The 22,057-nt window shown below is 67.1% G+C and carries 20 protein-coding genes; 11 read left to right on the plus strand and 9 right to left on the minus strand.

Annotated features, from left to right (window positions below):
- A partial coding sequence (bla, locus tag G3O00_RS25465) for a class A beta-lactamase (protein ID WP_206144671.1) occupies window positions 1-710 on the minus strand: 710 nt, incomplete at its 3' end.
- A gap of 210 nt (window positions 711-920) precedes the next feature.
- Window positions 921-1,781 (minus strand): peptidoglycan DD-metalloendopeptidase family protein, encoded by an 861-nt coding sequence (locus tag G3O00_RS25470; RefSeq protein WP_206144672.1) that lies wholly within the window; start codon window positions 1,779-1,781, stop codon window positions 921-923.
- Between the two features lie 510 nt (window positions 1,782-2,291).
- On the opposite strand from G3O00_RS25470, the gene G3O00_RS25475 reads away from it, so the two are divergent.
- From G3O00_RS25475 to G3O00_RS25485, 3 genes are all read left to right on the plus strand, one after another.
- The gene (locus G3O00_RS25475; protein ID WP_206144673.1) at window positions 2,292-3,188 is read left to right on the plus strand and encodes a LysR substrate-binding domain-containing protein; all 897 of its coding nucleotides are present in this window, start codon (window positions 2,292-2,294) and stop codon (window positions 3,186-3,188) included.
- 34 nt (window positions 3,189-3,222) lie between these two features.
- On the plus strand, window positions 3,223-3,969 hold the full coding sequence (locus tag G3O00_RS25480) for a hypothetical protein (RefSeq protein ID WP_241025326.1): 747 nt from the start codon (window positions 3,223-3,225) through the stop codon (window positions 3,967-3,969).
- A gap of 532 nt (window positions 3,970-4,501) precedes the next feature.
- Window positions 4,502-6,670: a hypothetical protein gene (locus G3O00_RS25485; protein WP_206144675.1), complete on the plus strand. Its 2,169-nt coding sequence runs from the start codon at window positions 4,502-4,504 to the stop codon at window positions 6,668-6,670.
- 105 nt (window positions 6,671-6,775) lie between these two features.
- On the opposite strand, the gene G3O00_RS25490 is transcribed toward G3O00_RS25485, so the two are convergent.
- Both G3O00_RS25490 and G3O00_RS25495 read right to left on the minus strand, forming a co-directional pair.
- The gene (locus G3O00_RS25490; protein ID WP_174929610.1) at window positions 6,776-7,516 is read right to left on the minus strand and encodes a sulfite exporter TauE/SafE family protein; all 741 of its coding nucleotides are present in this window, start codon (window positions 7,514-7,516) and stop codon (window positions 6,776-6,778) included.
- Window positions 7,517-8,023: 507 nt separating this feature from the next.
- Entirely contained in the window at window positions 8,024-9,040 is a 1,017-nt protein-coding gene (locus G3O00_RS25495; RefSeq protein ID WP_174937537.1) for an aldo/keto reductase, read from the minus strand.
- Between the two features lie 139 nt (window positions 9,041-9,179).
- On the opposite strand from G3O00_RS25495, the gene G3O00_RS25500 reads away from it, so the two are divergent.
- Window positions 9,180-10,091, plus strand: coding sequence for a LysR family transcriptional regulator (locus G3O00_RS25500; RefSeq protein WP_011354840.1), 912 nt, complete (start codon window positions 9,180-9,182; stop codon window positions 10,089-10,091).
- Window positions 10,092-10,136: 45 nt separating this feature from the next.
- Here the strand turns inward: G3O00_RS25500 and G3O00_RS25505 are convergent, their stop codons facing one another.
- Window positions 10,137-11,291 (minus strand): porin, encoded by a 1,155-nt coding sequence (locus tag G3O00_RS25505; RefSeq protein ID WP_011354839.1) that lies wholly within the window; start codon window positions 11,289-11,291, stop codon window positions 10,137-10,139.
- A 382-nt stretch (window positions 11,292-11,673) separates the two neighbouring features.
- Here G3O00_RS25505 and G3O00_RS25510 point away from each other — a divergent pair, with 382 nt between their 5' ends.
- Complete coding sequence (locus G3O00_RS25510; RefSeq protein WP_206144676.1) at window positions 11,674-12,771, plus strand: OpgC domain-containing protein; 1,098 nt, start codon at window positions 11,674-11,676, stop codon at window positions 12,769-12,771.
- Window positions 12,772-12,832: 61 nt separating this feature from the next.
- The gene (locus G3O00_RS25515; protein WP_011354837.1) at window positions 12,833-13,768 is read left to right on the plus strand and encodes an alpha/beta hydrolase-fold protein; all 936 of its coding nucleotides are present in this window, start codon (window positions 12,833-12,835) and stop codon (window positions 13,766-13,768) included.
- A gap of 144 nt (window positions 13,769-13,912) precedes the next feature.
- On the opposite strand, the gene G3O00_RS25520 is transcribed toward G3O00_RS25515, so the two are convergent.
- Window positions 13,913-15,127, minus strand: a complete 1,215-nt coding sequence (locus G3O00_RS25520) for an FAD-dependent monooxygenase (RefSeq protein ID WP_206144677.1) — start codon at window positions 15,125-15,127, stop codon at window positions 13,913-13,915.
- Between the two features lie 166 nt (window positions 15,128-15,293).
- Between G3O00_RS25520 and G3O00_RS25525 the strand changes: the two genes are divergently transcribed.
- Entirely contained in the window at window positions 15,294-16,238 is a 945-nt protein-coding gene (locus G3O00_RS25525) for a LysR family transcriptional regulator (RefSeq protein ID WP_174929614.1), read from the plus strand.
- 133 nt (window positions 16,239-16,371) lie between these two features.
- Window positions 16,372-17,130: an SDR family oxidoreductase gene (locus tag G3O00_RS25530; RefSeq protein WP_011354834.1), complete on the plus strand. Its 759-nt coding sequence runs from the start codon at window positions 16,372-16,374 to the stop codon at window positions 17,128-17,130.
- An 81-nt stretch (window positions 17,131-17,211) separates the two neighbouring features.
- On the opposite strand, the gene G3O00_RS25535 is transcribed toward G3O00_RS25530, so the two are convergent.
- The gene (locus G3O00_RS25535) at window positions 17,212-18,423 is read right to left on the minus strand and encodes an alpha/beta hydrolase (protein ID WP_206144678.1); all 1,212 of its coding nucleotides are present in this window, start codon (window positions 18,421-18,423) and stop codon (window positions 17,212-17,214) included.
- A 329-nt stretch (window positions 18,424-18,752) separates the two neighbouring features.
- Here G3O00_RS25535 and G3O00_RS25540 point away from each other — a divergent pair, with 329 nt between their 5' ends.
- Window positions 18,753-19,415: an XRE family transcriptional regulator gene (locus G3O00_RS25540; RefSeq protein WP_206144679.1), complete on the plus strand. Its 663-nt coding sequence runs from the start codon at window positions 18,753-18,755 to the stop codon at window positions 19,413-19,415.
- 14 nt (window positions 19,416-19,429) lie between these two features.
- Here G3O00_RS25540 and G3O00_RS25545 read toward each other — a convergent pair whose 3' ends face one another.
- Window positions 19,430-19,765 (minus strand): H-NS histone family protein, encoded by a 336-nt coding sequence (locus tag G3O00_RS25545; RefSeq protein WP_241025327.1) that lies wholly within the window; start codon window positions 19,763-19,765, stop codon window positions 19,430-19,432.
- 333 nt (window positions 19,766-20,098) lie between these two features.
- Here G3O00_RS25545 and G3O00_RS25550 point away from each other — a divergent pair, with 333 nt between their 5' ends.
- Window positions 20,099-20,725 carry a TetR/AcrR family transcriptional regulator gene (locus G3O00_RS25550; RefSeq protein ID WP_206144681.1) on the plus strand — a complete coding sequence of 209 codons (627 nt, stop codon included), beginning with the start codon at window positions 20,099-20,101 and terminating at the stop codon, window positions 20,723-20,725.
- A 182-nt stretch (window positions 20,726-20,907) separates the two neighbouring features.
- Here the strand turns inward: G3O00_RS25550 and G3O00_RS25555 are convergent, their stop codons facing one another.
- Entirely contained in the window at window positions 20,908-21,780 is an 873-nt protein-coding gene (locus G3O00_RS25555; protein WP_206144682.1) for an NmrA family NAD(P)-binding protein, read from the minus strand.
- Between the two features lie 104 nt (window positions 21,781-21,884).
- On the opposite strand from G3O00_RS25555, the gene G3O00_RS25560 reads away from it, so the two are divergent.
- On the plus strand, window positions 21,885-22,057 hold a 173-nt coding region (locus G3O00_RS25560; protein WP_346779001.1), incomplete at its 3' end, for a LysR family transcriptional regulator.

The following is a 22,057-nucleotide window of genomic DNA, read 5'->3' on the forward strand; positions in this document are numbered from 1 at the left end:
TGCCAGCCGGGCGGTACGCCCGCCGCGATGCCGGTCGCGCCGCGCGCGCCGCCGACCATCCATTCCGTCAGTTGCGCGCGCTGCGGCTCCTGCAGCGTGTTGCCGAGCAGCAGCCGCTGCAGCGTGTCGACCATCTCGACCGGTGTCGACGTATCGCGTTCGTCGCCGGGCGCCGCGTTGTTCAGTTCGGGTTCCCAGTGATCGAGGCGGAACGACGTGGCGCCGCTCGCTCGCGCGAACGACGTGACGGCCTGCGGGCCGCCGAGCACGCCCATCAGCAGGTTGCCGGCGCCCTTGTCGCCGGACTGCAGCATCGCGACGCACAGCTGCTCGATCGTCATGCCCGTGTCGACGTGGCTTTCCGTGATCGGCGAGCCCGACACGATTTCATAGCGGCGGTACAGGATGCGACGCGGCAGCAGCGACGCGTCGAGCGAGCCGCGCGCGAGCATCGCGGCAGCCGCGACGACCGCATACGTACCGCACAGCGGGAAGCGCTCGCGTGCATGGTGTGCGATGCGCACGCCGTTCGACGTATCGAGCGCGGCAACGCCGAGCCGGCCATTCGAGGCCTTCTCGAGCGCAGTCAATTCAGCCTGGGCAGTATGGGCGCGCCCCTGGTCGGCGACCGGCGCGGACGTGCACGCGGCGACGAACGGCGCGGCAACGGCGGCAAGCAACAGCGAGCGGCGTGTCGGAGAGTGTTCCATGAATGTGGTGTGTTCTGTCGGAATCGGTGGCACGAAGCAACGCGGGCGCGCCTTGAAGAAGCGCACCCGTTCACGCCGGCGGCCGGCTCGCGACGGCATACGCCGCGCATCCCCGAAAGACGACCGTCGGCCCCGCGAAGCGCGGGACTCGCATGAACAGACCCTAGCGTAGCAGCGACCGCCGCCACGTTCCAGCGAAACGGCCCTGCTTCACCCTTGCGACGAAGGCAGATACGGCATCGGATTGACCGGCTTGCCGTCGCGCCGCACTTCGAACAGCAGCGCGACACGCGAGTTGTCGAGGTCGCCCATCTCGGCGATCTCGTCGCCCTGGCGCACGATGTCGCCCGTCTTCACGAGCAGCTTGCGGTTGTGCGCATAGGCAGTCAGGAAATCCGCGTTGTGCTGGACGATGATCAGGCTGCCGTAATCGTTCAGGCCGGTGCCCGCGTACATCACGCGGCCGTCGGCCGCGGCGCGGACCGGGTCGCCCGGCCGGCCTGCGATCTGGATGCCGCGGTTCTGCCCCGGCCGGAACCCGTCGACGATCTTGCCGCTCGCGGGCCACTTGAGCGCGACACCGCCCGCATGCCGCTTCGTTTCCTTGACGACCTGTCGGTCGCTCGCGTTCGATGCGGTGGTCTGCGCGGTTGCCGCGTTGCTCCCTGCGCCATCGCTCGACGCCGACGATGCGGCCACCTGCGTGCCGGCCGTGCCCGGTGGCGGCAACGGCTGCTGCTTGACGATGCGCAGCACCTGCCCCATGCGCAGCCTGCCGTTCGCACCCAGCTTGTTCCAGGTGCGCAGGTCGGCAATGCTGCAGCCGTTCGCGGACGCGATGCCCGTCAGCGTGTCGCCGCGCTTCACGACGTACTTCTGCGCGACGAGAATCGGCGCCGGCGGCGGTGTGGCGGCCGACGGCGCAGCAGCGGGCTGACTCGGCGACGATGACGGTCCCGCCTGCGTGTCGCTCGGCGGGACGGACTGCGTGCTTGCACAACCGGCCATGACGAGCACGGCTGCCAAGCCTGGCAGCCACGCCGCGTTGCGGTGAATCTCGCGCGTTTTCATGGACGATCCGACTCCGGTTTGACAATCTTTCAAGCATCTCAAAAACGGAACGGCCGACGTGTAACCGGATGCAAACAATGATGACAAACGATCACGAACCGGATGCCGGCCGGCATTCGCTACCGGTAATACGGTCCGATTCAGAAAAACTTGATGGTCTTTTTGCAGGAAGGCGGAAGAATTTTCGTCTCAAGACGCTATGACGAATTTGTTTCAATAGGTGCGAAGCGGCGCCCGCCGCAACGTTCAACGCAACCACGCGGCGAGTTCGGAACAGGCCCACGCGATGCCGATGCACAGGAACAGCACGTGCAACGCGATCTTGAACGACACGCCCCACGACGAATCGATCTGCATGACTGGCTCCCCGGTTGATGTGCGGCCATGATCCGCCATCGATCGCGCCCCGAAAATGCGGAACCGGCGAATCGGGCCTCAAGCTGCGCCTGAGACCTCGGCGGCCGTTCCCTGCTAACTTATCGGCCAATCCAATACGATCGCCCCCTCATCATGCGCTTCGACCTGACCGACCTGCGGCTCTTCCTGAACATCTGCGAGGCCGGCACGATCACGAGCGGCGCCGAGCGGACCCACATCACGCTGCAGGCTGCGAGCGAGCGCATCCGCGGCATGGAGGACGAGCTCGGCGTGCCGCTGCTGCACCGAACCAAGTCGGGCGCGCAGGCAACCGATGCGGGCCGCGCGCTCGAACACCACGCGCGCACCGTGCTGCAGCAGATCGACCACATGCGCGGCGAGCTGCAGCAATACGGCCAGGGGCTGCGCGGGCATATCCGGCTGCTGTGCAACACGGCGTCGCTGAGCGAATACCTGCCCGACGCGCTGGCCGACTACCTGCCGCTTCATCCGAAGCTGTCGATCAGCGTCGAGGAGCGTTCGAGCCAGGAGATCGTGCATGCGATCCGCAACAAGACGGCCGAGGTCGGCATCGTCGCCGATTCGGTCGGGCTCGGCGGGCTCGAACAGAAGCCGTTCCGCGAGGACTGGCTGATCGTCGTCGTGCCGGCAGGGCATCCGCTCGCGTCGCACGGCACGGTCGCGTTCGACTCGATCGCCGATGCCGACTTCATCGGCCTGACCGACGGCAGCGCGCTGCAGGTGCATCTCGCCGATCAGGCGCGCGCGCTCGGCAAGCGGATCCGCTATCGCGTGCAACTGAAGAGCTTCGATGCGATCTGCCGCGTGATCGCGAGCGGGGTGGGCATCGGCATCGTGTCGCGCCATGCGGCCGAGCGCGCGATGCAGACGATGGACGTGCGGCTCGTCGAGCTATCCGACGCGTGGAGCCACCGCAGGCTGAAGCTGTGCGCGCGGTCGTTCGATGCGCTGCCGAAGTACACGCGGGAGTTCGTTGCGTTCTTGTCGGGGGACGCGGCGGCGCGGTAACCTGCCGTACGATGCATCCACCCGCTCCGATACGATGCCCGCCACCCACGATTCGTCCTCCCTTCCTGCCCGCCGGCTGGTGATCGTCGAGGGCGTGATGGGTTCCGGCAAGTCGACCGCGATGCGCTTCATTGCAAAGCACCTGACGGCAGCCGGGCACGACGCCGTGGCGATTCACGAACGGACGGCACCTCATCCCGTGCGGGCCACCGACGAACTCGAACACTGGTTCGAGCCGTGGCGCGACGCGACGGCCGCGCAACTTGCCGGGCGCGCACTCGAGCGATGGGCAACGTTTGTCGCCGACGTGCGGCGCGGCAACACGATCACCGTGCTGGACGGGCAACTCTTTCACGGTGACCTGACCCACCTGCTCCTGATGGAAGGCGACCCGGCACTGATCGAAACGTACGTGCGCGAACTCGCCCGCACGATTGCTCCGCTCGTGCCGCTCGTCATCTACTTCTGGCAGCGCGACATCGACGCAGCCATCCGCACTGTCTGCGCCGAGCGCGGCGACGATTGGGTCGCCTATCAGACTCGCTGGAAACTGGCCGCGCCGTACTGCGTGCGGCGCGGGTTCACCGGTCTCGACGGGCTGATCGCGCTGTACCGCGACTACCGTCGACTGACCAATGCACTGTTCGATCAACTGCCGCTCGACAAGCTGTCGATCGAAAACGGCGACCGCGACTGGCCGGCCGTCGAATGCCGGATACTCGACGCGCTGAAGCTGCCGCGCGCAACCGACCGGGACGACCGTCATGGACAAGTCCTCTAGGGCATCGCCGTTCGCAGCGGCGCGCATAGGGAACTGGCACGCCGTCGCGACCCCGCTGGCCGATGCGCCGGCGCACCGATGATCGTCAACATCACTTCGAATCTTATGGATAACGTTTTCTCTTGAATTTTGGTGAACCTGCGTCGCCGGAAAGTCCTTCGACCAGTCACTTCTGCATCGACATTTCGCGCTGCACCTCATACTTCTCGTAAGAAATTCCGCTGATTCGCGAGATATTCGGATCTCTCGCACCCCTCCCTTCTTCCCACTATCCGGGTTTCTCCCGCCCCGTCCGGCGTGAAAGTTCATTGACATCACGCCGATCGCTGCCTAAATTTGGAAAACGTTTTCCAATGCATCCGCACGACGCCGGTCATGGCCCGTGCAGGGAGAACGTTTGCCCGCTCGAGTTGTGATTCAGGCCGTCCGTCTTCAGGGATCAGGGTTGCAGGACGGCGGCCAGGTACGGGCATCGAGCGCGGCAACGGCCACACCCGCCCGTCCTTCATCACTATTCAAAACTGGAGACATAATGCATCCGCGCAGCAGATTCGCGCTCGGCGCCGCGCTCAGCGCCCTTTCCGTCCTGTTCGTCAGCGCATGCGGCGGCAACGACGTGACCGACACGCCGCCGTCGACCTCGCCGCCCCCGTCCACGACACCGTCGCTCGCGTCGAACTCGCTGCAGGCGCTCGTCTACGGCGCGCCCGACACCAGCGTGCCGGCCGGCGCGAACATCCCGGTCACGATGATGGGCCAGATGCGCGCGCTGTTCGACCTGATCCGGAAATCGCCCGACTTCACGCAGGTCGTGATGGACCTCGGCGACGGCACGCCGGTCCACGTGCTCGACACGAACACCGGCGACAAATTCCTGCCGGGCAAGCTCGCGCTCGGCCTGTCGTACATCCTGATCGACATGAAGTCGAAGAACGATCCGCAATACGCGAGCTACCTCGCGACGTACCAGACGATCACGACCGCGATGATGGCGCAGTCGGGCAGCAACTACACGTATGCGAATACGTCGTGGGGCGAGTACTACTACCTCGTCGCGCTGAACAACCTGAAGGCGCACGGGATGCTCAACGAAGTCTTCAGCGACGCGATGCTCGCGACTCTGCAGCAGCGGCTCACCTTCTGCGACATGTTCGGCCCCGATGCGAGCGGCAAGACCAATACGTGCCCCGCGGCCGGCACGCCGATCGACATCGCATCGCTCAACACCGCGCAGAACTACTATGCGGTGTCCTACGGAATTGCGGGGCTGCGCCAGAAGCTCGGCTGGAGCAGCCCGTCGTTTGCCTCGAAGACCGATGCATCGGTCGCGACGATGGGCGCGCGCGACGCGCTGCTGTACACGCTCACGAACCATATCCGCAACGACTCGTCGGGCGGTTTCTCGGACGAAGCGTCGAACACGCACACGACCTACTACGACCAGGCGCGCTTCGACCGCTACAGCACGCTGCTGATCGGCGAAGTGACCGAGCGCACGTTCGAGATGGGCAACGAGGCGAACCTCACGCCCGAGCTGAAGGGCTATCTGCGCAAGTCGGTCGACCTGATCCTGCCGCAGTTGAACGCGAACGGCCAGGGCTTCAACTACGGCCGCTCGATCGGCCCGTACGGCGATTCGGCGTTCATGGAAGTGCTGACCGCCGCGGCCAATGCCGGCGTGCTGACCGACCAGGAGAAGCAGGTCGCGTATGCATTCATCTACCAGGCCGCGCAGCGGTTCGACACCTACTGGTACGACCCGTCGCTGCCGACGCCGTCGGTGAACATGTGGGTCAAGGGCCGCGGCACGGACGCGTATCGCGGCAAGCCGCGCGTGATGGGCGAGAACTTCAGCCTGCTGCACCAGTACCTGTACGTGAACGCGTGGTGGAACAAGCTCGGCTTCGGCGGCAAGGCGCCGATGGCAGACGCGGACTACAACGCGTGGCTCGATGCGCTGCCGCACTACACGCTCACCTGGTACAACCAGCCGGGCGACACCGCGCATCCGTACAGTGCGGCGCTCGTCACCGTGCGCGACGGCCGGCGCGTGATCAACCTGAACCTCAGCCAGGCGCCCGACTACAACTCGTACACGCCGTACTACCCGGTGCCGTTCTCCGACAAGCTGATCTACGGCACGACCGATCTCGGCTACGCGCTGCTGGTGCCGCAGGTGTCGTACAACGGGAAGACCTACATTCCCGTCACGTACTACAAGAACCTGAACGTCCAGCAAAGCAACGGCCAGGTGATCGTGTCGTTCGATACCGCGAAGTTCCGGCTCGCGTCGAAGAACGCGGCCTACACGACCGATCTCGACCTGCAGGTGCATACGGTGCTGACGTTCGCGCACGGCTCGGTCGCACGCAGCGACACGCTGAGCACGGGCTCGCTCACCGGCAGCCTGTCGGTCGAGACGGACTTCACGTCGTTCGCGGATTTCGCGTCGACGCAGGCGAACGGCGACGGCGTGTCGGTCACGTACGCAAACAGTGCCGCGACCGGCTACGCGGCGTCCGGGTTCGACACCTGCGCGCTGTCGGCTTTCGACACGGCGAACGGCACGACGAATCCGCTGTCGACGACGCCGATCGGCCAGCTGCATTCGAACTTCGCGTGTACGACGAAGCCGTTTGCACTCGGCACGGGCGCGACCCGCACGTTCGGGTGGACGCTGAAGTACGCCGACCCGGCCTGAGCGGTGTGACCCGCGCCCGGTGAATGCTCCCGAAGCCGGTTGTGGTCGAAACCGGCGTCGGGAGCATCACGGACAGCGGGCATCGCGCTCGTCGGCGAGGCCCGCTTACAGCCAACCCGAAACCGCCATATACGCGCCGAGCGCGATCAGCCCGACGAAGAAGCAGCGCTTGAAGGCCTTCTCGCTCATCACGCGCCGCGCATATTGGCCGCCGGCCATGCCCGCCAGCGCCGGCACGAGCGCGAGCGCCGACACGCCGAGATCGACCGTCTCCAGCGCGCCCGTCACGCGCAACTGCAGGCCGAGCACGATCGTCGATGCGGTGAACGACAGCCCGAGCGCCTGGATCAGGTCATCCTTCGACAGCCGCAGCGCCTGCAGATACGGCACGGCCGGCACGACGAACACGCCGGTCGCGGCCGTCACGACACCCGTCAGGTAGCCGACCACGGCCGACAGCCATTTTTCATGGCGACCCGGTGCGGGCAGACGTGCGGCGGCCAGCCCCCACAGCCCGTAGAGGATCAGCACCACGCCGAGCGCCGCATGCGTCCAGGTGCTGCCAGCCGCGAGCGCGGGCAGCCCGCCCGTCAGCGTGCCGATCGTCAGGCCGGCGAGCAGCGGCCACAGCCGGCGCAGCAACGGCCCGAACGACGGACCGAGCCACAACTGCCACACGTTGGTGATGAACGACGGCACGAGCAACAGGCTCGCGGCGGCCGACGGCGGCATCGCGAGCGTCAGCAGCCCCATCGCGATGGTCGGCAGCCCGAGCCCGATCATCCCCTTGACCGCGCCCGCGAGCAGGAAAACCACCGCGATGATCGTCAGCGTATGAATGTGCATGAAAGGCGTTCCGTCCGGTTAAGTACGGCGCCGATGGTGAACCTCGATCGCGCCGCCCGCCATCTGGTTTTGCCTGAGGCTGGCTAGGGCTTGCCGGACGGGGCGGCGGCGTGATTGTGTCGGGGTGTCGGGGTGTCGGGGTGTCGGGGGGTCGGGGTGTCGGGGCGTCGGGGTGTCGGGGTGTCGGGGTGTCGGGGTGTCGGGGGGTGGGGGTGCCCGGTGTGCCCGGTGTGCCGGGTGTGGCGGGTGGGCGGGGTGTGCGGGCGGGGGCGGGGGTGCGGGGGGGGCGGGGTTTGCGGGGTGGGCCGATGTACCGATGTACCGATGGACCGATGTCCAGATGTACCGATGTGCCGTCGCGCCCGAGCCGGCGAAACACGCGCTGCCGGTGTCAACCCGGATGGCGCCGGCCACGCACCGCCATCCGGGTTACCGAACCCCGCCCCCGGCCCCGGATTCGAGCCGAATACAGGGCCTGCTCCGACACAAAAAACCGATCCAACGCGATCAGTCCCCGTGAGATGCCCCCTGTCCCTGCTCGCTATCGAGGTGCGCCATCTGTGCGGCCGGATAACGCTCACCGGCAGCCGCCCCGGCGGGAACCGCCGCTTCGATGCGAGCGATGTCATTGACCGTTAGTTGCATCTCTGCCGCCTGCAACGCATCCTGAAGCTGCGTGCGCTTGCGCGCGCCGATCAGCGGCACGATATCGCCGCCGCGCGACAACGCCCACGCGATCGCGACCTGCGCCGGATTGCTGCCCTTCTCGTCGGCGATGGCACGCAGCGCGTCGACGAGCGCGAGGTTGTGCGCGAGGTTCTCGCCCTGGAAGCGCGGGCTCGCCCCGCGAAAATCGCGCTCGCCTTCCCGCGCCGTGCTCCAGCGTCCGCCCAGCAGCCCGCGCGACAGCACGCCGTAGGCCGTCACGCCAATCCCGAGTTCGCGGCACGCAGGCAGGATCCCGGCCTCGATGCCGCGCGACAGCAGCGAATACTCGATCTGCAGGTCGGAAATCGGCGCGACGGCCGCCGCGCGGCGGATCGTGTCGACGCCGGCCTCCGACAGGCCGATGTGGCGCACGTACCCGGCCTTCACGAGATCGGCGATCGCACCGATCGTCTCCTCGATCGGCACCGCCGGATCGACGCGCGCCGGCCGGTAGATGTCGATGTAGTCGGTGCCGAGCCGTTTCAGCGAGTACGCGACGAAGTTGCGGATCGCCACCGGTCGCGCGTCGTAGCCGGCAAACCCGCCGGACGGATCGCGCAGCGCGCCGAATTTCACGCTGATCAGCACCTGGTCGCGCGCCCGGCCGCGCAGCGCATCGCGGATCAGCATCTCGTTGTCGCCCATCCCGTAGAAATCGCCGGTGTCGAGCATCGTGATGCCGTGGTCGAGTGCCGCGTGCAGCGTCGCGATGCTTTCGTCGCGGTCGGCCGGCCCGTAGAAGTCCGACATCCCCATGCAGCCGAGCGCGATGGCCGACACCCGCGGGCCCGTCCGGCCCAGTTCACGCGTTTCCATGTCCGTTTCCTTGAGTGATGAATGAACAGGCCGGATTCTGGACGCATCGCGACACGCGATAAACGCGAAACACTCAACCAAACCATTCGACGCTGATTAACAATGGAGCCTGCTCCCCCCACCCACGCACCCGCCCCGCATGGATCATCTGCAAGCAATGCGCATCTTCGCGCGCGTCGCCCATCTCGGCAGCTTCACGAAAGCGGCCGAGCAACTGCAACTGCCGCGCCCGACGGTCAGCAACGCCGTCCAGTATCTGGAAAAGCACCTGAAGGTCCGCCTGCTGCAGCGCACGACGCGGCGCGTCGCGCTGACGGCCGAAGGCGCGACCTATTACGAGCGGTGCATGCGGTTGCTGGCCGATCTGGACGATGCAGAAACGCTGTTCGAGGATGCCGGCACGACGCCGCGCGGCGCGATCCGCGTCGACCTGCCCGAACGCTTCGCGCTGAACCAGGTGATTCCGGCGCTACCGGGTTTCCACGCGCGCTACCCCGACCTGCGCGTCGTGATCGGCACGACCGACCGCTTCGTCGACCTCGTCGCCGACGGCATCGACTGCGCGGTGCGGGTCGGCGCGATGTCCGACACATCGCTCGTCGCGCGGCGCATCGGCGAACTGGCGCAGATCAACTGCGCGGCGCCCGCGTATCTCGAACGGCACGGCACGCCCCGCTCGCCGGACGAGCTGCCGGACCACGTCGCGGTCGGCTATTTCTCGAGCCGCACGGGTCGCGAGCTGGACTGGGAATATGCGGATATGGATTCGGGCCAACTGCACGCGGTCAAGATGCGCAGCGTCGTGTCGGTCAACAGCTCGCAGGCGTATCTCGCGTGCTGTCTTGCGGGCCTCGGGCTGATCCAGGCACCGCGCGAAGGGCTCGGGCCGCTGCTCGCCGACGGCTCGCTGGTCGAGGTGCTGCCGGAGTGGAATGCCGAGCCGCTGCCCGTGTCGGTGGTATTTCCGACCGGCCGGCATCTCGCGCCGCGCGTGCGTATCTTCGTCGACTGGCTCGCGGAAACGCTCGGCGCCACGCCCCGCGCGGATTGACGGCAGGCGCCGGCGCACTGGCCCCGGCACCGCCCGCTCAGCACGTTAGAACTTGTGGCGAATCGCGGCGCGCACCGCGAACTGGTTCGACGACGCCGACGGGCCGTCCGTGCCGACCACGTAGCCGCCGTCGGCCGCCGTGCCGGTCTTGTCGCCTGCCACCTTCTGCCATGCGCCCTGCAGGTACACGTCGGTGCGCTTCGACAGGCTGTAGTCGGCCATCAGGCCAACCGTGTGGTATTTCGGCTTGAACGAGCCGGCCGCGGCATCGTATTTGCCGTCCGTGTACACGTACTGCGCGCCGAGATAGAAATCGGGCGTGAGCTGGTACTTGCCGTTGATTTCGAAGTTCTGGAACTTCGTCGCGGTCAGCCCGAGGCCGGCGAACGTCGAAGCCGGCAGGTAAACGGTCGACACCGGGTTCTTCACGTCCGTCTTCGTGTAGACGAAGCCGACCGTGGCCGGGCCGAACGTGTAGTTGATGCCGCCGCCGAAGATCCGCAGGCGGTCGGCGACGAAGTTCGCGTCATCCGCCGAGATCGCGCCCGCGCTGCCGACACCCGGGTTGTTCGCCTGCAGGTACGCAGCCGCAACCTGCAGCCCGGCCAGCGAGTACTGCGCGCCGAGGCTGTACTGACGGTTGTTCGAGAAGCCGGTGCTGTTGCTGAAGCTGTACGTGCCGCCGAACGTCAGGCCGTTCCAGTCGGCGCTCGCATACTTGACCGTGTTGTTGACGCGGAACGAGTTGTCCGTGTTGTCGTTGTCGAACGGGTGCGAGAACAGCGTGCCGCCCCAGTTGCCGTTGGCGGTGAGCGGCGCGAGATAGTCGACGACCGAGTCGTATTGACGGCCGAAGGTCAGCGTGCCGAAGCGCGGCGCGCTCAGCCCGACGAACGCCTGGCGGCCGAACATGCGGCCGCCCTGGCCGAGCCGGCCGTTGTTCACGTCAAAACCGTTTTCCAGCGTGAAGATCGCCTTCAGCCCGCCGCCGAGATCCTCGCTGCCCTTCAGGCCCCAGCGACTGCCCTGCGCATAGCCGCTCGCGAGCTGGTAATTCGATTTTCCGACCCCGTTGACGTTCACGTTGTTCGTGTAATTGAAGCCTTCGTCGATCACACCGTACAGCGTCACGCTGTTCTGGGCGAAGACCGGCGCGGCGAAAGCAGCCAGCGCGGCGGTAAAAATGACGTGCTTCTTCATGACGGATCTCCGGAGCCGGGGGCCGGGCATGGTCGAGCGCCCGGCGAATGTTTGGTCTGTTGTATGTGTGGCCCGCAGGGCGGACGACGCGGTGTGCGGCCGCGTGAGGTCAAAATGGTGTCACGTCGCAAACCGTCCGTCCATCGGGGTAAGTGAACCCTGCGCAAACCGTTGCGCTCGTCCAACTGCCCCGTTGCGCAGACTGCCTGACCCGGCTTATCGGCAGCGGCAGGACGGACGACCATCCGCGTAAACCCGGTGTGTACCGCATCGGTGGCACAATGCGCATCCGTTCGTCATTTCTTCACGAAGTCATGCTTCACCCCGATTCATGCGCGGCGCGTGCCGGCCGCGCCCGCCGCCCACGCCGGGAGGCGGTCCGATGACCGCACCGGCCCGGGCCGGCCGCTACGCCGAGCTCGATTTCTTCCGCGGCCTCGTGCTGCTCGTCATCGTCGTCGACCACATCGGCGGCAGCATCCTGTCGCGCGTGACGCTGCACGCGTACGCGCTGTGCGACGCGGCCGAGGTCTTCGTGTTCCTCGGCGGCTTCGCCACCGCCATCGCGTACAACTCGCTCGCCGAGCGGCACGACGAGGCCGCCGCGCGCCAGCGCTTCATCCGGCGCGCGTTCGAGATCTACCGCGCGTTCCTCGTGACGGCCGGCCTGATGCTGCTGATCACGGCCGCGCTGAACGCGTTCGCGATCGACGGCCCGAACATGCCGACCAACGATCTCGACGGCCTGCTCCACAAGCCGCTCGCCGCGCTGCGCGACATCCTGCTGTTCCGCCGCCAGCCGTATCTCGCGTCGGTGCTGCCGATGTATGCGTTCTTCGCGCTGCTCGTCCCGCTCACGCTGCCGCTCGCGCGCACGCAGCCGTGGCTGCTGCTCGCGTTCAGCGGGTCGCTGTGGGTCGCGGCGCCGCACGTCGCGCGCTTTTTGCCGACCGTCGAAGGCGCGCCGTGGGACTTCAATCCGTTCGCGTGGCAGTTCCTGTTCGTGCTCGGCGTGATCGCGCGCTGCCAGCCCGTCTACCAGACGCTCGCGCCGAAGCCGCAGGGCTGGCTGCTGACGGCCGCGGCGCTCGCGATCGTCGCGGCCGGCGCGTACTACCGGCTGCGCATCGAGCCGTTCCCGACCGATCCGTCGATCAAGCAGAACCTCGGCGCGCTGCGGCTCGCGAACTTCCTCGCGATCGCGTGGCTCGCGGCCAAGCTCGTCCACCTCGGCTGGATGAAGAAGGTTGCGCACGCGATGCCGTGGATCGGCACGATCGGCCGGCAGGGGCTGCTGTGCTTCGTCGCGGGCACCGCCATCTCGCTCGCGGTCGATTCGGTGCTCTACCAGGCGACCGAAGGCTATCTCGACGTGAAGCTCGGCCTGACCGCCGACGTCGTCGCGATGGGCCTGCTGTATCTCGTCGCCAAACTCTACGGGCCGCTCGTCGCGCGGCTGACGTTCCGTTCGCGGCGATGACGCGCCGCGCCGTCATGCGCCGCTGCTACGATAGCCGGCGCTCCTCCTGAAACGATTCGACATGCGCCGACTCGCCCTTCCGTTCGCCCTCGCCCTGATCGCCGGCTCCATCGCCACGGCCCGCGCCACGCCGCCCGCACCGGCGGCACCGCCCGCGCCGCCGCCGCCCGCCGTCCAGACCGCGACGACACCGTCGGCCGCGCAGGAGCCCGCGCTCAATCCGGGCAGCAGCGTCGTGCTGCGCACGTTCCGGTCGGCATCGCTGAAGCGCGACTGGTCGTACACGGTGTACCTGCCGCCCGGCTACAACCCGGAAGGCGCGCGCTACCCGGTGATGTACCTGCTGCACGGCAACGCCGGCAACGCGAATGACTGGGTCACGCAGGGCCGGCTGCAGGCCACCGCCGATACGCTGATCGAGCGCCACGAGATTCCGCCGGTCGTGATCGTGATGCCGCAGGGCGGCACCGACTGGTACGTCGACCGCAAGGAGAAGATGCAGAGCGCGTTCCTCAACGACCTGCTGCCCGAAGTCGAAGCGCACTTCGCGGTGTCGAACCAGCGCGCGGGCCGTGCGATCGGCGGCGTGTCGATGGGCGGCTTCGGCGCGCTGCGCTTCTCGCTGCTCGAACCCGGGCTGTTCTGCGGCGCGATGCTGCTGAGCCCCGCGATCTACGCGAACGAGCCGCCGCTCAATTCCGCCGCGCGCTATGTCGGCGTGTTCGGCGACCGGCAGTTCGATCCGCGCGTGTGGCACGAGCTCAACTACCCGGCGCTGATGCGCGGCTATTTCGCGCGCAGCTGGCGAATCCCGATGTTCATCGCGGCCGGCGACGACGACCTGACCATCCAGGCCGAATCGAGCGTGCTGTATACCCACCTGCGCCGCGCGCAAAACCCGGCCGAGCTGCGCATCGTCGACGGCGGGCATACGTGGGACGTATGGCGCGGGCTGCTCGGGCAGGGGTTGAAGTACGCGCTCGAATGCGTGAAGTGACGGCGGGCGGGCGCTGCCCCGCCAGCTTTGTTCGTCAGGCAGACCGGTGACCGGCGAGCCGTCATCTCTCGATCAGTCTCATGCCCTGCGCCCGCCGTCCCGGCATGCCTGCCGCGCCCGGATGGCGAGCTCAAGACGGCGGGCTCAAAGCCACGTGCCGCCCTGCCGCTCGCCCGGCTCCCCGGCCAGCGCGTCGAAATCGTGAATCCAGTCCAGGTGATGCAGCACGCTGTCGCGCTCGGCCAGACGCGCATTGCGCGCCTGCGCGGCCGGCCCGTCGGGCAGGTGCAGCACGTCGGCCACGGAGATCGACGCGTACTGCACCTTGCGCGTGCGGCCGCGACGCAGTCGCTCGTACGCTTCCTGCGCTTCGCGCCAGTTGCCCGGCCCGGCCTGCGCCAGTTGCGCGGCCAGCACGACCGCATCCTCGATCGACTGGTTCGCGCCCTGCCCGTGGTGCGGCACCAGCGCATGCGCGGCGTCGCCGATCAGCGTCACGCGCCCGCGGCTCCAGCGGCCGAGCGGCGGCCGGTGGAACAGCCCCCAGCGCTGGCTGATCGGCACGGCGGTGATCATCTGCACCACCGCCGGATGCCAGTCCCTGAACACGCGCAGTTGCTCGCCTTCTTCCGACGGCATCACCCAGTCGCGCGACGGCCACGGTGACGGATGACGCTCGACCAGCAGGAAATTCTGGTCGCCGTTGTCGCCGATCGGATAGTGCAACAGGTGCCCGTGCGGCCCGATCCAGTACTGCAGCGTTTCGGGATCGGGCAACAGGCTCAGCCGAGCGGCCGGCACCACGCCGCGAAACCCTGAACACCCCGAATACAGCACGTCGTCGTAGCCGAGCATCCAGCGCCGTGTGATCGAGCGCGCGCCGTCCGCGCCGATCACGAGATCGGCATCGACGCGCACACCGTTGCCGAACGTCAGCGTGACGCGGTCGGCGTGCTGCGCGAGATCGGTCAGCCGATGGCCGAGATGGATGCAGTCGAGGCCGACCGCGTTCGACAGCAAGGCCTGCAGATCCGCGCGATGCACGCCCCAGTACGCGCCGCCGAATTGCCGGCGATAGTCGGGGTCGCCGCGATGATGGCCGATCACCGCACCGCTGCGGCCGTCGCGATAGACGAGCCCGGGGATATCCGCGCACACCGCATCGAAGGCCGCCCGCAATCCCATGCGCTCGTAGAAGCGCGTCGCATTGGCCGACAGCGCGACGGCCGCGCCGACTTCACGCAACACCTCCGTCTGTTCGTAGAGTTGCGCGTCGATGCCGTGCTCGCGCAACGCGAGCGCGAGCGTCAGGCCGCCGATCCCGGCGCCGACGATCGCAATCTTCAGGTTCGTCTGCATGATGAAGGTGTCTCCGATATTCCGATGTGGGGTCTGCGGCGTGCGCAGCGGTCATGTCGATTGCATGGGCCGTATCGGTATTCTCGGGAGCGGACTTTCATCCCGCAATAAAATGACCGGAATCTGCTTCATCACTGGATGCAATGAACCCGGCGAGGCCCAACCCATGGAACTAAGCGATATCGACCTCAACCTGCTGCTGCTTTTCCAGCGGCTGATGCAGGAACGGCGCGTGTCGAGCGTCGCAGAGCAGATGAACATGAGCCAGCCGGGCGTGAGCAATGCGCTCGCGAAGCTGCGCCGCCGGCTCGGCGATCCGCTGTTCGTGCGCGGGCCGGGTGGCGTGGTGCCGACGCCGTTCGCGCTGCGCCTCGCGGAACCCGTGTCGCACGCGCTCGCGACGCTGCACGCCGCGCTCAACCCCGAGACCGGCTTCGATCCGCTGCGTGCCACGCGCACGCTGACGATCGGCATGACCGACATCGGCGAAGTCGTGTTCCTGCCCGCGCTGCTCGAACACCTGTCGCAAGCGGCGCCGGGCATCGCGCTCAATACCGTGCGCGACACGAGCGTCAACCTCGGCGACGAAATGGCCGACGGCCGCGTCGATCTCGCGATCGGCCTGCTGCCGCAGCTCAAGGGCGGCTTCTATCAGCGCCGGCTGTTCGATCAGCGCTACGTGTGCCTGTTCCGGCGCGGGCATCCGCTCGAGGACGCGCCGCTTACGGTCGACGCGTGGCGCGATGCCGAGCATCTGGTCGTGGTGTCGGCCGGCACCGGTCACGGGCAGGTGGACGAATGGCTGAAGCGCCGCCGCGTGGCACGCCAGGTGCGGCTCACGGTGCCGCATTTCATGAGCGTCGGCTACATCCTGCAGCGCACCGACCTGATCGCGACGGTGCCCGAGCATCTCGCGCAGCAGCTCGCCGCACCGTTCTCGCTCGGCTGGCGCGCGTTGCCCGTCACGGTGCCGGGCGCGCCGATTCACATGCTCTGGCATACGCGGGTCAACCAGGACGAGGGGAACAAGTGGCTGCGCGACGTGGTGGTCGATCTGTTTGCGGAGACGGGCACGCGGGCGCGGAAGGCCGTCCCCGGCCGGAAGAAATAGCCGTGGCCATCGCGCCGGCTTTACGATGTCGCTCGACCATGTGCGCCGCGCATTTCGACTACATTGCCGAATGTGGCGATGATCGCGGTCATCGGCCACCTCGCCCCTCTTTCAACCAGCAGGAAATCAAGCCATGTCTGTCTCGAAGAAATTCGCAGCCGTCACGGGCGCCGGCTCCGGCATCGGTCGCGCGGCGGCCGTCGCGCTCGCCCAGGCGGGATTCACCGTCGCATTGCTCGGACGCACCGAGGAATCGTTGCGCGACACGCAGGACGCGATCCGCACCGCCGGCGGCGACGCGCACGTGTTTCCTGCGGACGTCACCGACGAAGCGTCGGTCGACCACGCGTTCGCCCAGATCGCGCAGCAGTTCGGCCGGCTCGACGTGCTGTTCAACAATGCCGGCCGCAACGCGCCGCCGGTTTCACTCGACGAATATGACTTCGACGTGTGGAACAGCGTCGTCGCGACGAACCTGACCGGCGTCTTCCTGTGTGCGCGAGCCGCATGGCGCCTGATGAAGGCGCAAACGCCGCAAGGTGGCCGGATCATCAACAACGGCTCGATCTCGGCACACGCGCCGCGCCCCGATACGATCGCGTACACGGCCACCAAGCATGCGGTGACCGGGATCACCAAGTCGCTGGCGCTCGACGGCCGCCGGTACAACATCGCGTGCAGCCAGATCGACATCGGCAACGCAGCGACGTCGCTCACGGACCGGATGACGCAAGGCGTCCCGCAAGCCGACGGCAGCCTCGCGCCCGAGGCGCGCATGGACGTCACGCATGTCGCGAACGCGATCGTCCAGATGGCGAACCTGCCGCTGGACACGAACATCCTGAACATGACGATCATGGCGACGGCCATGCCGTTCGTCGGTCGCGGATAAGCGCGCGCCGCACGGGAGACGTCACCTGCGCCAAGACGGCGAACGATGTCTCCCGGAAATCGATGCGCGCCGTCGCGCCGCTTATGCCAATGCCGGCCTGCGCTGCCTCACCGCGCGCTGGTCGATGCCCAGCCGCGCCGCCAGCCAGTCGCAGATGAATTCCTGGCCGAGCGTCGGATTGTCGACCTGGCAGTGCGCGGCGCCCGTTTCGTCCGGATCGAACAGCCTGAGCGTCGCGTCGACGCCATGCGCCTTCGCGTAGTCGTAGGTATCGGTTGCCGTCTTCAGCCCGAGCCAGTCTTCCGTGCCCTGCAGCACCAGGTACGGCACCGGAATCCGGTCGATCACGCCCTGGAGGCGGAAATCCCGCGCCTTGTCGACGACTTCCTGCGGCGTCGCGCAGCCGAACACCCATTTCAGGTGGCGCCAGATGAGCCGTTCCGGCGTATCGAGCCAGCTCGCGAACAGCGACGCCATGTCGAACATCACCGAATCCGAGACCACCGCGACGATGCGCTTTTCGAACGACGCCGCGCGCGCCGCGTAGACGCCGCCGACGCTTGCGCCATACAGCGCGATCCGGCCGGGATCGACGTCGCCGCGCGTGAGCAGGTAGTCGACGCACGCGCCGACCGGCACTTCGGTATCCGGGCGGTTGACGATCCCCTGACGGCGCAGCGTCCCGCCCTGCCCCGGCAGGTCGACCAGCAGCAGCGACATGCCGCGCGTGAGCGCGTGCTTGGGCATTTCGTGGAGCAGCTCGTCCTTGTACTCGTCGAGCCCGCCGAACGCGATCACCGCCGGCGACCGCACGTCGCCGCCCGCACAGGGGATGAAATACGCGTCGAGGTGCGCGCCGCCCTCGTACGGGATGCGCACGACCTCGCCGGCCGGCGTCAATCCTTCGAGATAACGATGCGAGCAGCGTTCGACGCTGTCGAAACTGTCGCGCCGGCGCGCGTCGTCATGCGCAAGGTAGAACTCGGACGACCGGTAGTAGTTGGCCGCGCGCAGCCAGTTGCTGCTCGCGGTGCGCAGGAAGCCGCGCGCATGCGCGTCGAGCGCACGCTGCTCGCTGGCTTTCGCGAGCACCTGCCATTCGCGGTACCAGCTCTCGGTATCGCCGGGCGTCATCCGCGACGCCGCGCGAAAGCACTCGCTGATCAGGCTCGCGCCTTCCTGCGCGCCGCCGAGCGTGCGCGCGAACTGGAAACTCAACTCCGGCTCGCCGGGCCATTGCACCCAGCCTTCCGCGCGATACGCGCCGTTCATCCGATCGTCTTGCAGACTCATGGTCATGCCCTCCGAAATTACCGATACGTAAATTTCTGGCCGTGGAAGCGCGCTGCATCCCTTGCACTCATCGTTCGTCCATGGGGCACCGCGTGCTGACGGCCGGGACGAGATGCGTCGCACACCATCCCTGAATTTACGTATCCGTAAATTCAGGGGCCGAAAAAAGAGGCTCCGTGGATGCCCCGTTTTCGTCGTGTCGACGCCCGGGAAGTGTACGCCTCGATATCCGTCGACGACAAGCGTCATGCAATCCGTCGCCCGGCATCGCACCGATGCGGTATATTTTCATTACGTATCGGTAAAAACATTCTCCCCGGCGGACGATCATGAGCAAGAAAACCCGCGTCACGTCGATTCTTTCGGCGCTGCCGCTCAAGCCGCGGCGCCGCGAGCATCTTCAGGTGCCCGCCGACCAGATCGGACAGCGGCTGCGCGCGCTGCGCCAGTCGCGCGACCTCACGCTGAACGAGGCCAGCCAGCTCACGGGCGTGCCCGCGGCGACGTTCTCGCGCATCGAGACGAACAAGATGTCGCCGACCTTCGGCGTGCTGCACCGGATCATCGAAGGCATGGGCTTCGACTGGCGCGACGTGCTGACCAACCAGCCGCGCCATCGCAACTCGCTGAGCGTGTGCCACGCGGAAGACATCGTCACGACACGCATCGCGAACATTCCGTACGAATACGCGCTGCTGCATCGCGACAGTTCGGCCGGGATGATCACGCTGCGCATGCAGGTCGACGCGCGCACGGTGGACGAAGCCGGCGGGCTCGCCGGCCACGAGGGCGACGAGTTCTGCTACGTGCTGTCGGGCGAACTCGAGCTGCACTTCGAGCACGGCGAGCCGACACGGTTGCGCGCCGGTGAGAGCGCACTCTTCTCGTCGCACCGGCCGCATGCGTACGTGGCGCCGTCGCCCGAAGGCGCGACGCTGCTCGTCGTGCTCACGCCGCCCGGCCAGGGACCGGCGAAGCCGCTGTCGCCGTAGCCCGGCACTCGCGGTCAGCGGGTCCGGGTTTTCTTGCTGGCAGACGGCGGCTTGACGACGACGAACTGTCGACGATCCTTGCCCCTGATCCAGAGCGGCGCATTGCCGCGCCCGCTCCACTCCTTCCCGCTCGCCGGATCGCGATAGCGCGCCGGCAGCACTTTCACGATGTACGAACCCCGGCTGCCGTTGCGGCCGACCAGGTCGCGATGCTTGATCGCGTAGGTATCCATCAGCGAGTGAACCGCCGCGATCGCATCGACGCGTTCGCGCGCGCGTGCGCGCTCGATTTCCTCGTCCAGTTCGGCCAGCTCGACTACGAGCTGTGCATAGGTCTTGCTCGCGCTCATCTTCTGCATCCTGCCCCGCATCCGCATCCGCATGCGAACCGCCATGATTCGCATGCCTAACTGACTGTTTCACGACGCCCGGTGACGATGGCATTCACTGGATCGGCTAGCAGCTCGCATCGGCGCGTCGAAGCACGCGACACGAGGGCAACGACACGCCGCCACGCACCGGCACACAGTGCGCGCCCCCGCGCCGGCCCGATCGTCCGCCCGGGGATCCCCGTTGCGAACGTTCGGCGACACAATCGCGCCCTGCATTTCAAATATCGAGTGATATTTGAAATGGGATCGTAATGGTATCTATCTTAAATATCAACTGATATCCTGCCTGCCATGAACATGGCCCCCCTTCCCCCGCGGCTGACCCGCGAAGAAAGCCAATTGCAGACCCGCGCCCATTTGCTTGCCGCGGCGAAGCGGCTGTTCGTCGACCGCGGGTTCGGCGGCACGTCGCTCAGGGATATCGCGGCCGAAGCCGGCTATACGCAGGGGGCGTTCTATTCGAACTTCGCGAGCAAGGAGGCGCTGTTCGTCGAACTGATGCGGGAGCGTTCACAGACCCAAGTGGCCGACATCGCCCGGGTGCTGAGCGATTCGTCCGCGTCCGGGGAGGACATACTGAATGCGCTGGAGGCCTGGTCGAGGACCGTCGATGCCGAACCCGAGTGGTCGGTGCTGGGCGTCGAGTTCAAGCTTCAGGGGCGGCGCAACCCCGCTTTTGCCGTCGCGTCGCAGGCGTTGCTGGACGCCCACCGCGATGGCCTCGCCTATTGCATCGAACAGATTTTCGCGCGGCTGAAGAAGGTGCCGCCCGAACCGCCGGTCGTCCTGGCCATTTCGTTCATGGGGCTCTCGCAGGGCCTGTCGCTGCAGCAGTCGATCCTGTCCGAAGTGCCGATCGGGCACATGATCATGGTGTTCCTGCGCAGCCTGCTGGCCTCTGCCGCGCCGGTGCGCTGACTGGAGAGGTCGCGGACAACACGTAAATGACCGGCTCCACGATGGAGCCGGATCACGCGTGACACAGTTCGGTCCGTTGCAGCCGTTCGGCGTATGCGATGCGCCCGTATCCGGACAGTGCCGCGGCACCGCTCACGAACGCAGCGAGGGCACGGCGGTGCACCGCCTGCAGACGTTCGGCATCACGCCCGCAGGATCTCCTCGGCGACCTGTTCGAACGGCACGCGCCCTTGTAGAAGCTCGACCGTGTCGTCGCTTCCGAAGTCGATGTGGCCACTGTTCAGCCCGCGATTCAGTTCGATGAACCCGTTGATCGCCACGCTCGAAAACGGATTCATCGCGAGTACCCCGGCCCACTCCGAAGGCTCGAGTGCCATTGGCCTCACCGGTCGATTCAGCACGCGCGCAAAGATCGCCGCGATGTCGGCGGGCGAGTATGCAACCGGCCCTTCCAGGCCGATCTTCCGGATGCCCGCCCAGTCGTCACGCAGGAGGTCCGCCGCGATGCGACCGATATCCTCGGTCGCGACCATCGGAATCGCGCGCTCGACCGGCACGAGCAGGCTCGGCAGGATGCCTTGCGTGCGCACCGGATCGATGACGCGCGCCCAGTTCTCCATGAAGTACGCCGCGCGCAGGAACACGACCGGAATGCCCAATTCAGCCAGTCGTTGCTCGGCCGTGCGGTTGGTCGCGATCACGCCGGTGCCGCTCGGCCGATCCGCGCCGACCGACGACAGCAGCACGAGTTTCGGCAAGCCCGCCGCACGCACCGCTTCGACGACGGCGCGCGCCGTCACGCCCGCATGTTCGAACACGTTCTCCAGCGCATAGTTCGGCGGCTTGACCAGATACGCACCGTGCGCGCCCGCGAATGCACGCGTCAAGGCGGCGGAATCGGCCAGATCGGCAACCGCCACTTCTGCGCCCTGTTCAGCCCAGCGCGCCGCCTTCGCGCGATCGCGCACGACGACGCGCACCGCGACACCCGCATCGATCAGGGCCTGGGCCGCGACGGCTCCCGTGCGCCCGGTGACACCCGTAACAACGAACATGTGTTCTCCCGACAGCCGCCCCACCCGTTGGAGCGATGGCTTCGATGATGTACGCTGGCATCACATAACTCAAATGCATACCAATCATGCCCAGCATGCACGAAGTGGATTTGCGCGCCGTCGATCTCAACCTGCTCAAGCTGCTCGACGCGTTGCTCAAGGAGCACAGTGTCACGCGCGCCGGTATGCGGCTCGGCCTGACGCAGCCGGCGGCAAGCCGCGCGCTGGGCCGGCTGCGCACGTTGCTCGGCGATCGCGTCGTCGTGCGCACGCCGAA

The sequence above is a fragment of the Burkholderia sp. Ac-20384 genome (assembly GCF_017104605.1).
Taxonomy (GTDB): Bacteria; Pseudomonadota; Gammaproteobacteria; order Burkholderiales; family Burkholderiaceae; genus Burkholderia; species Burkholderia lata.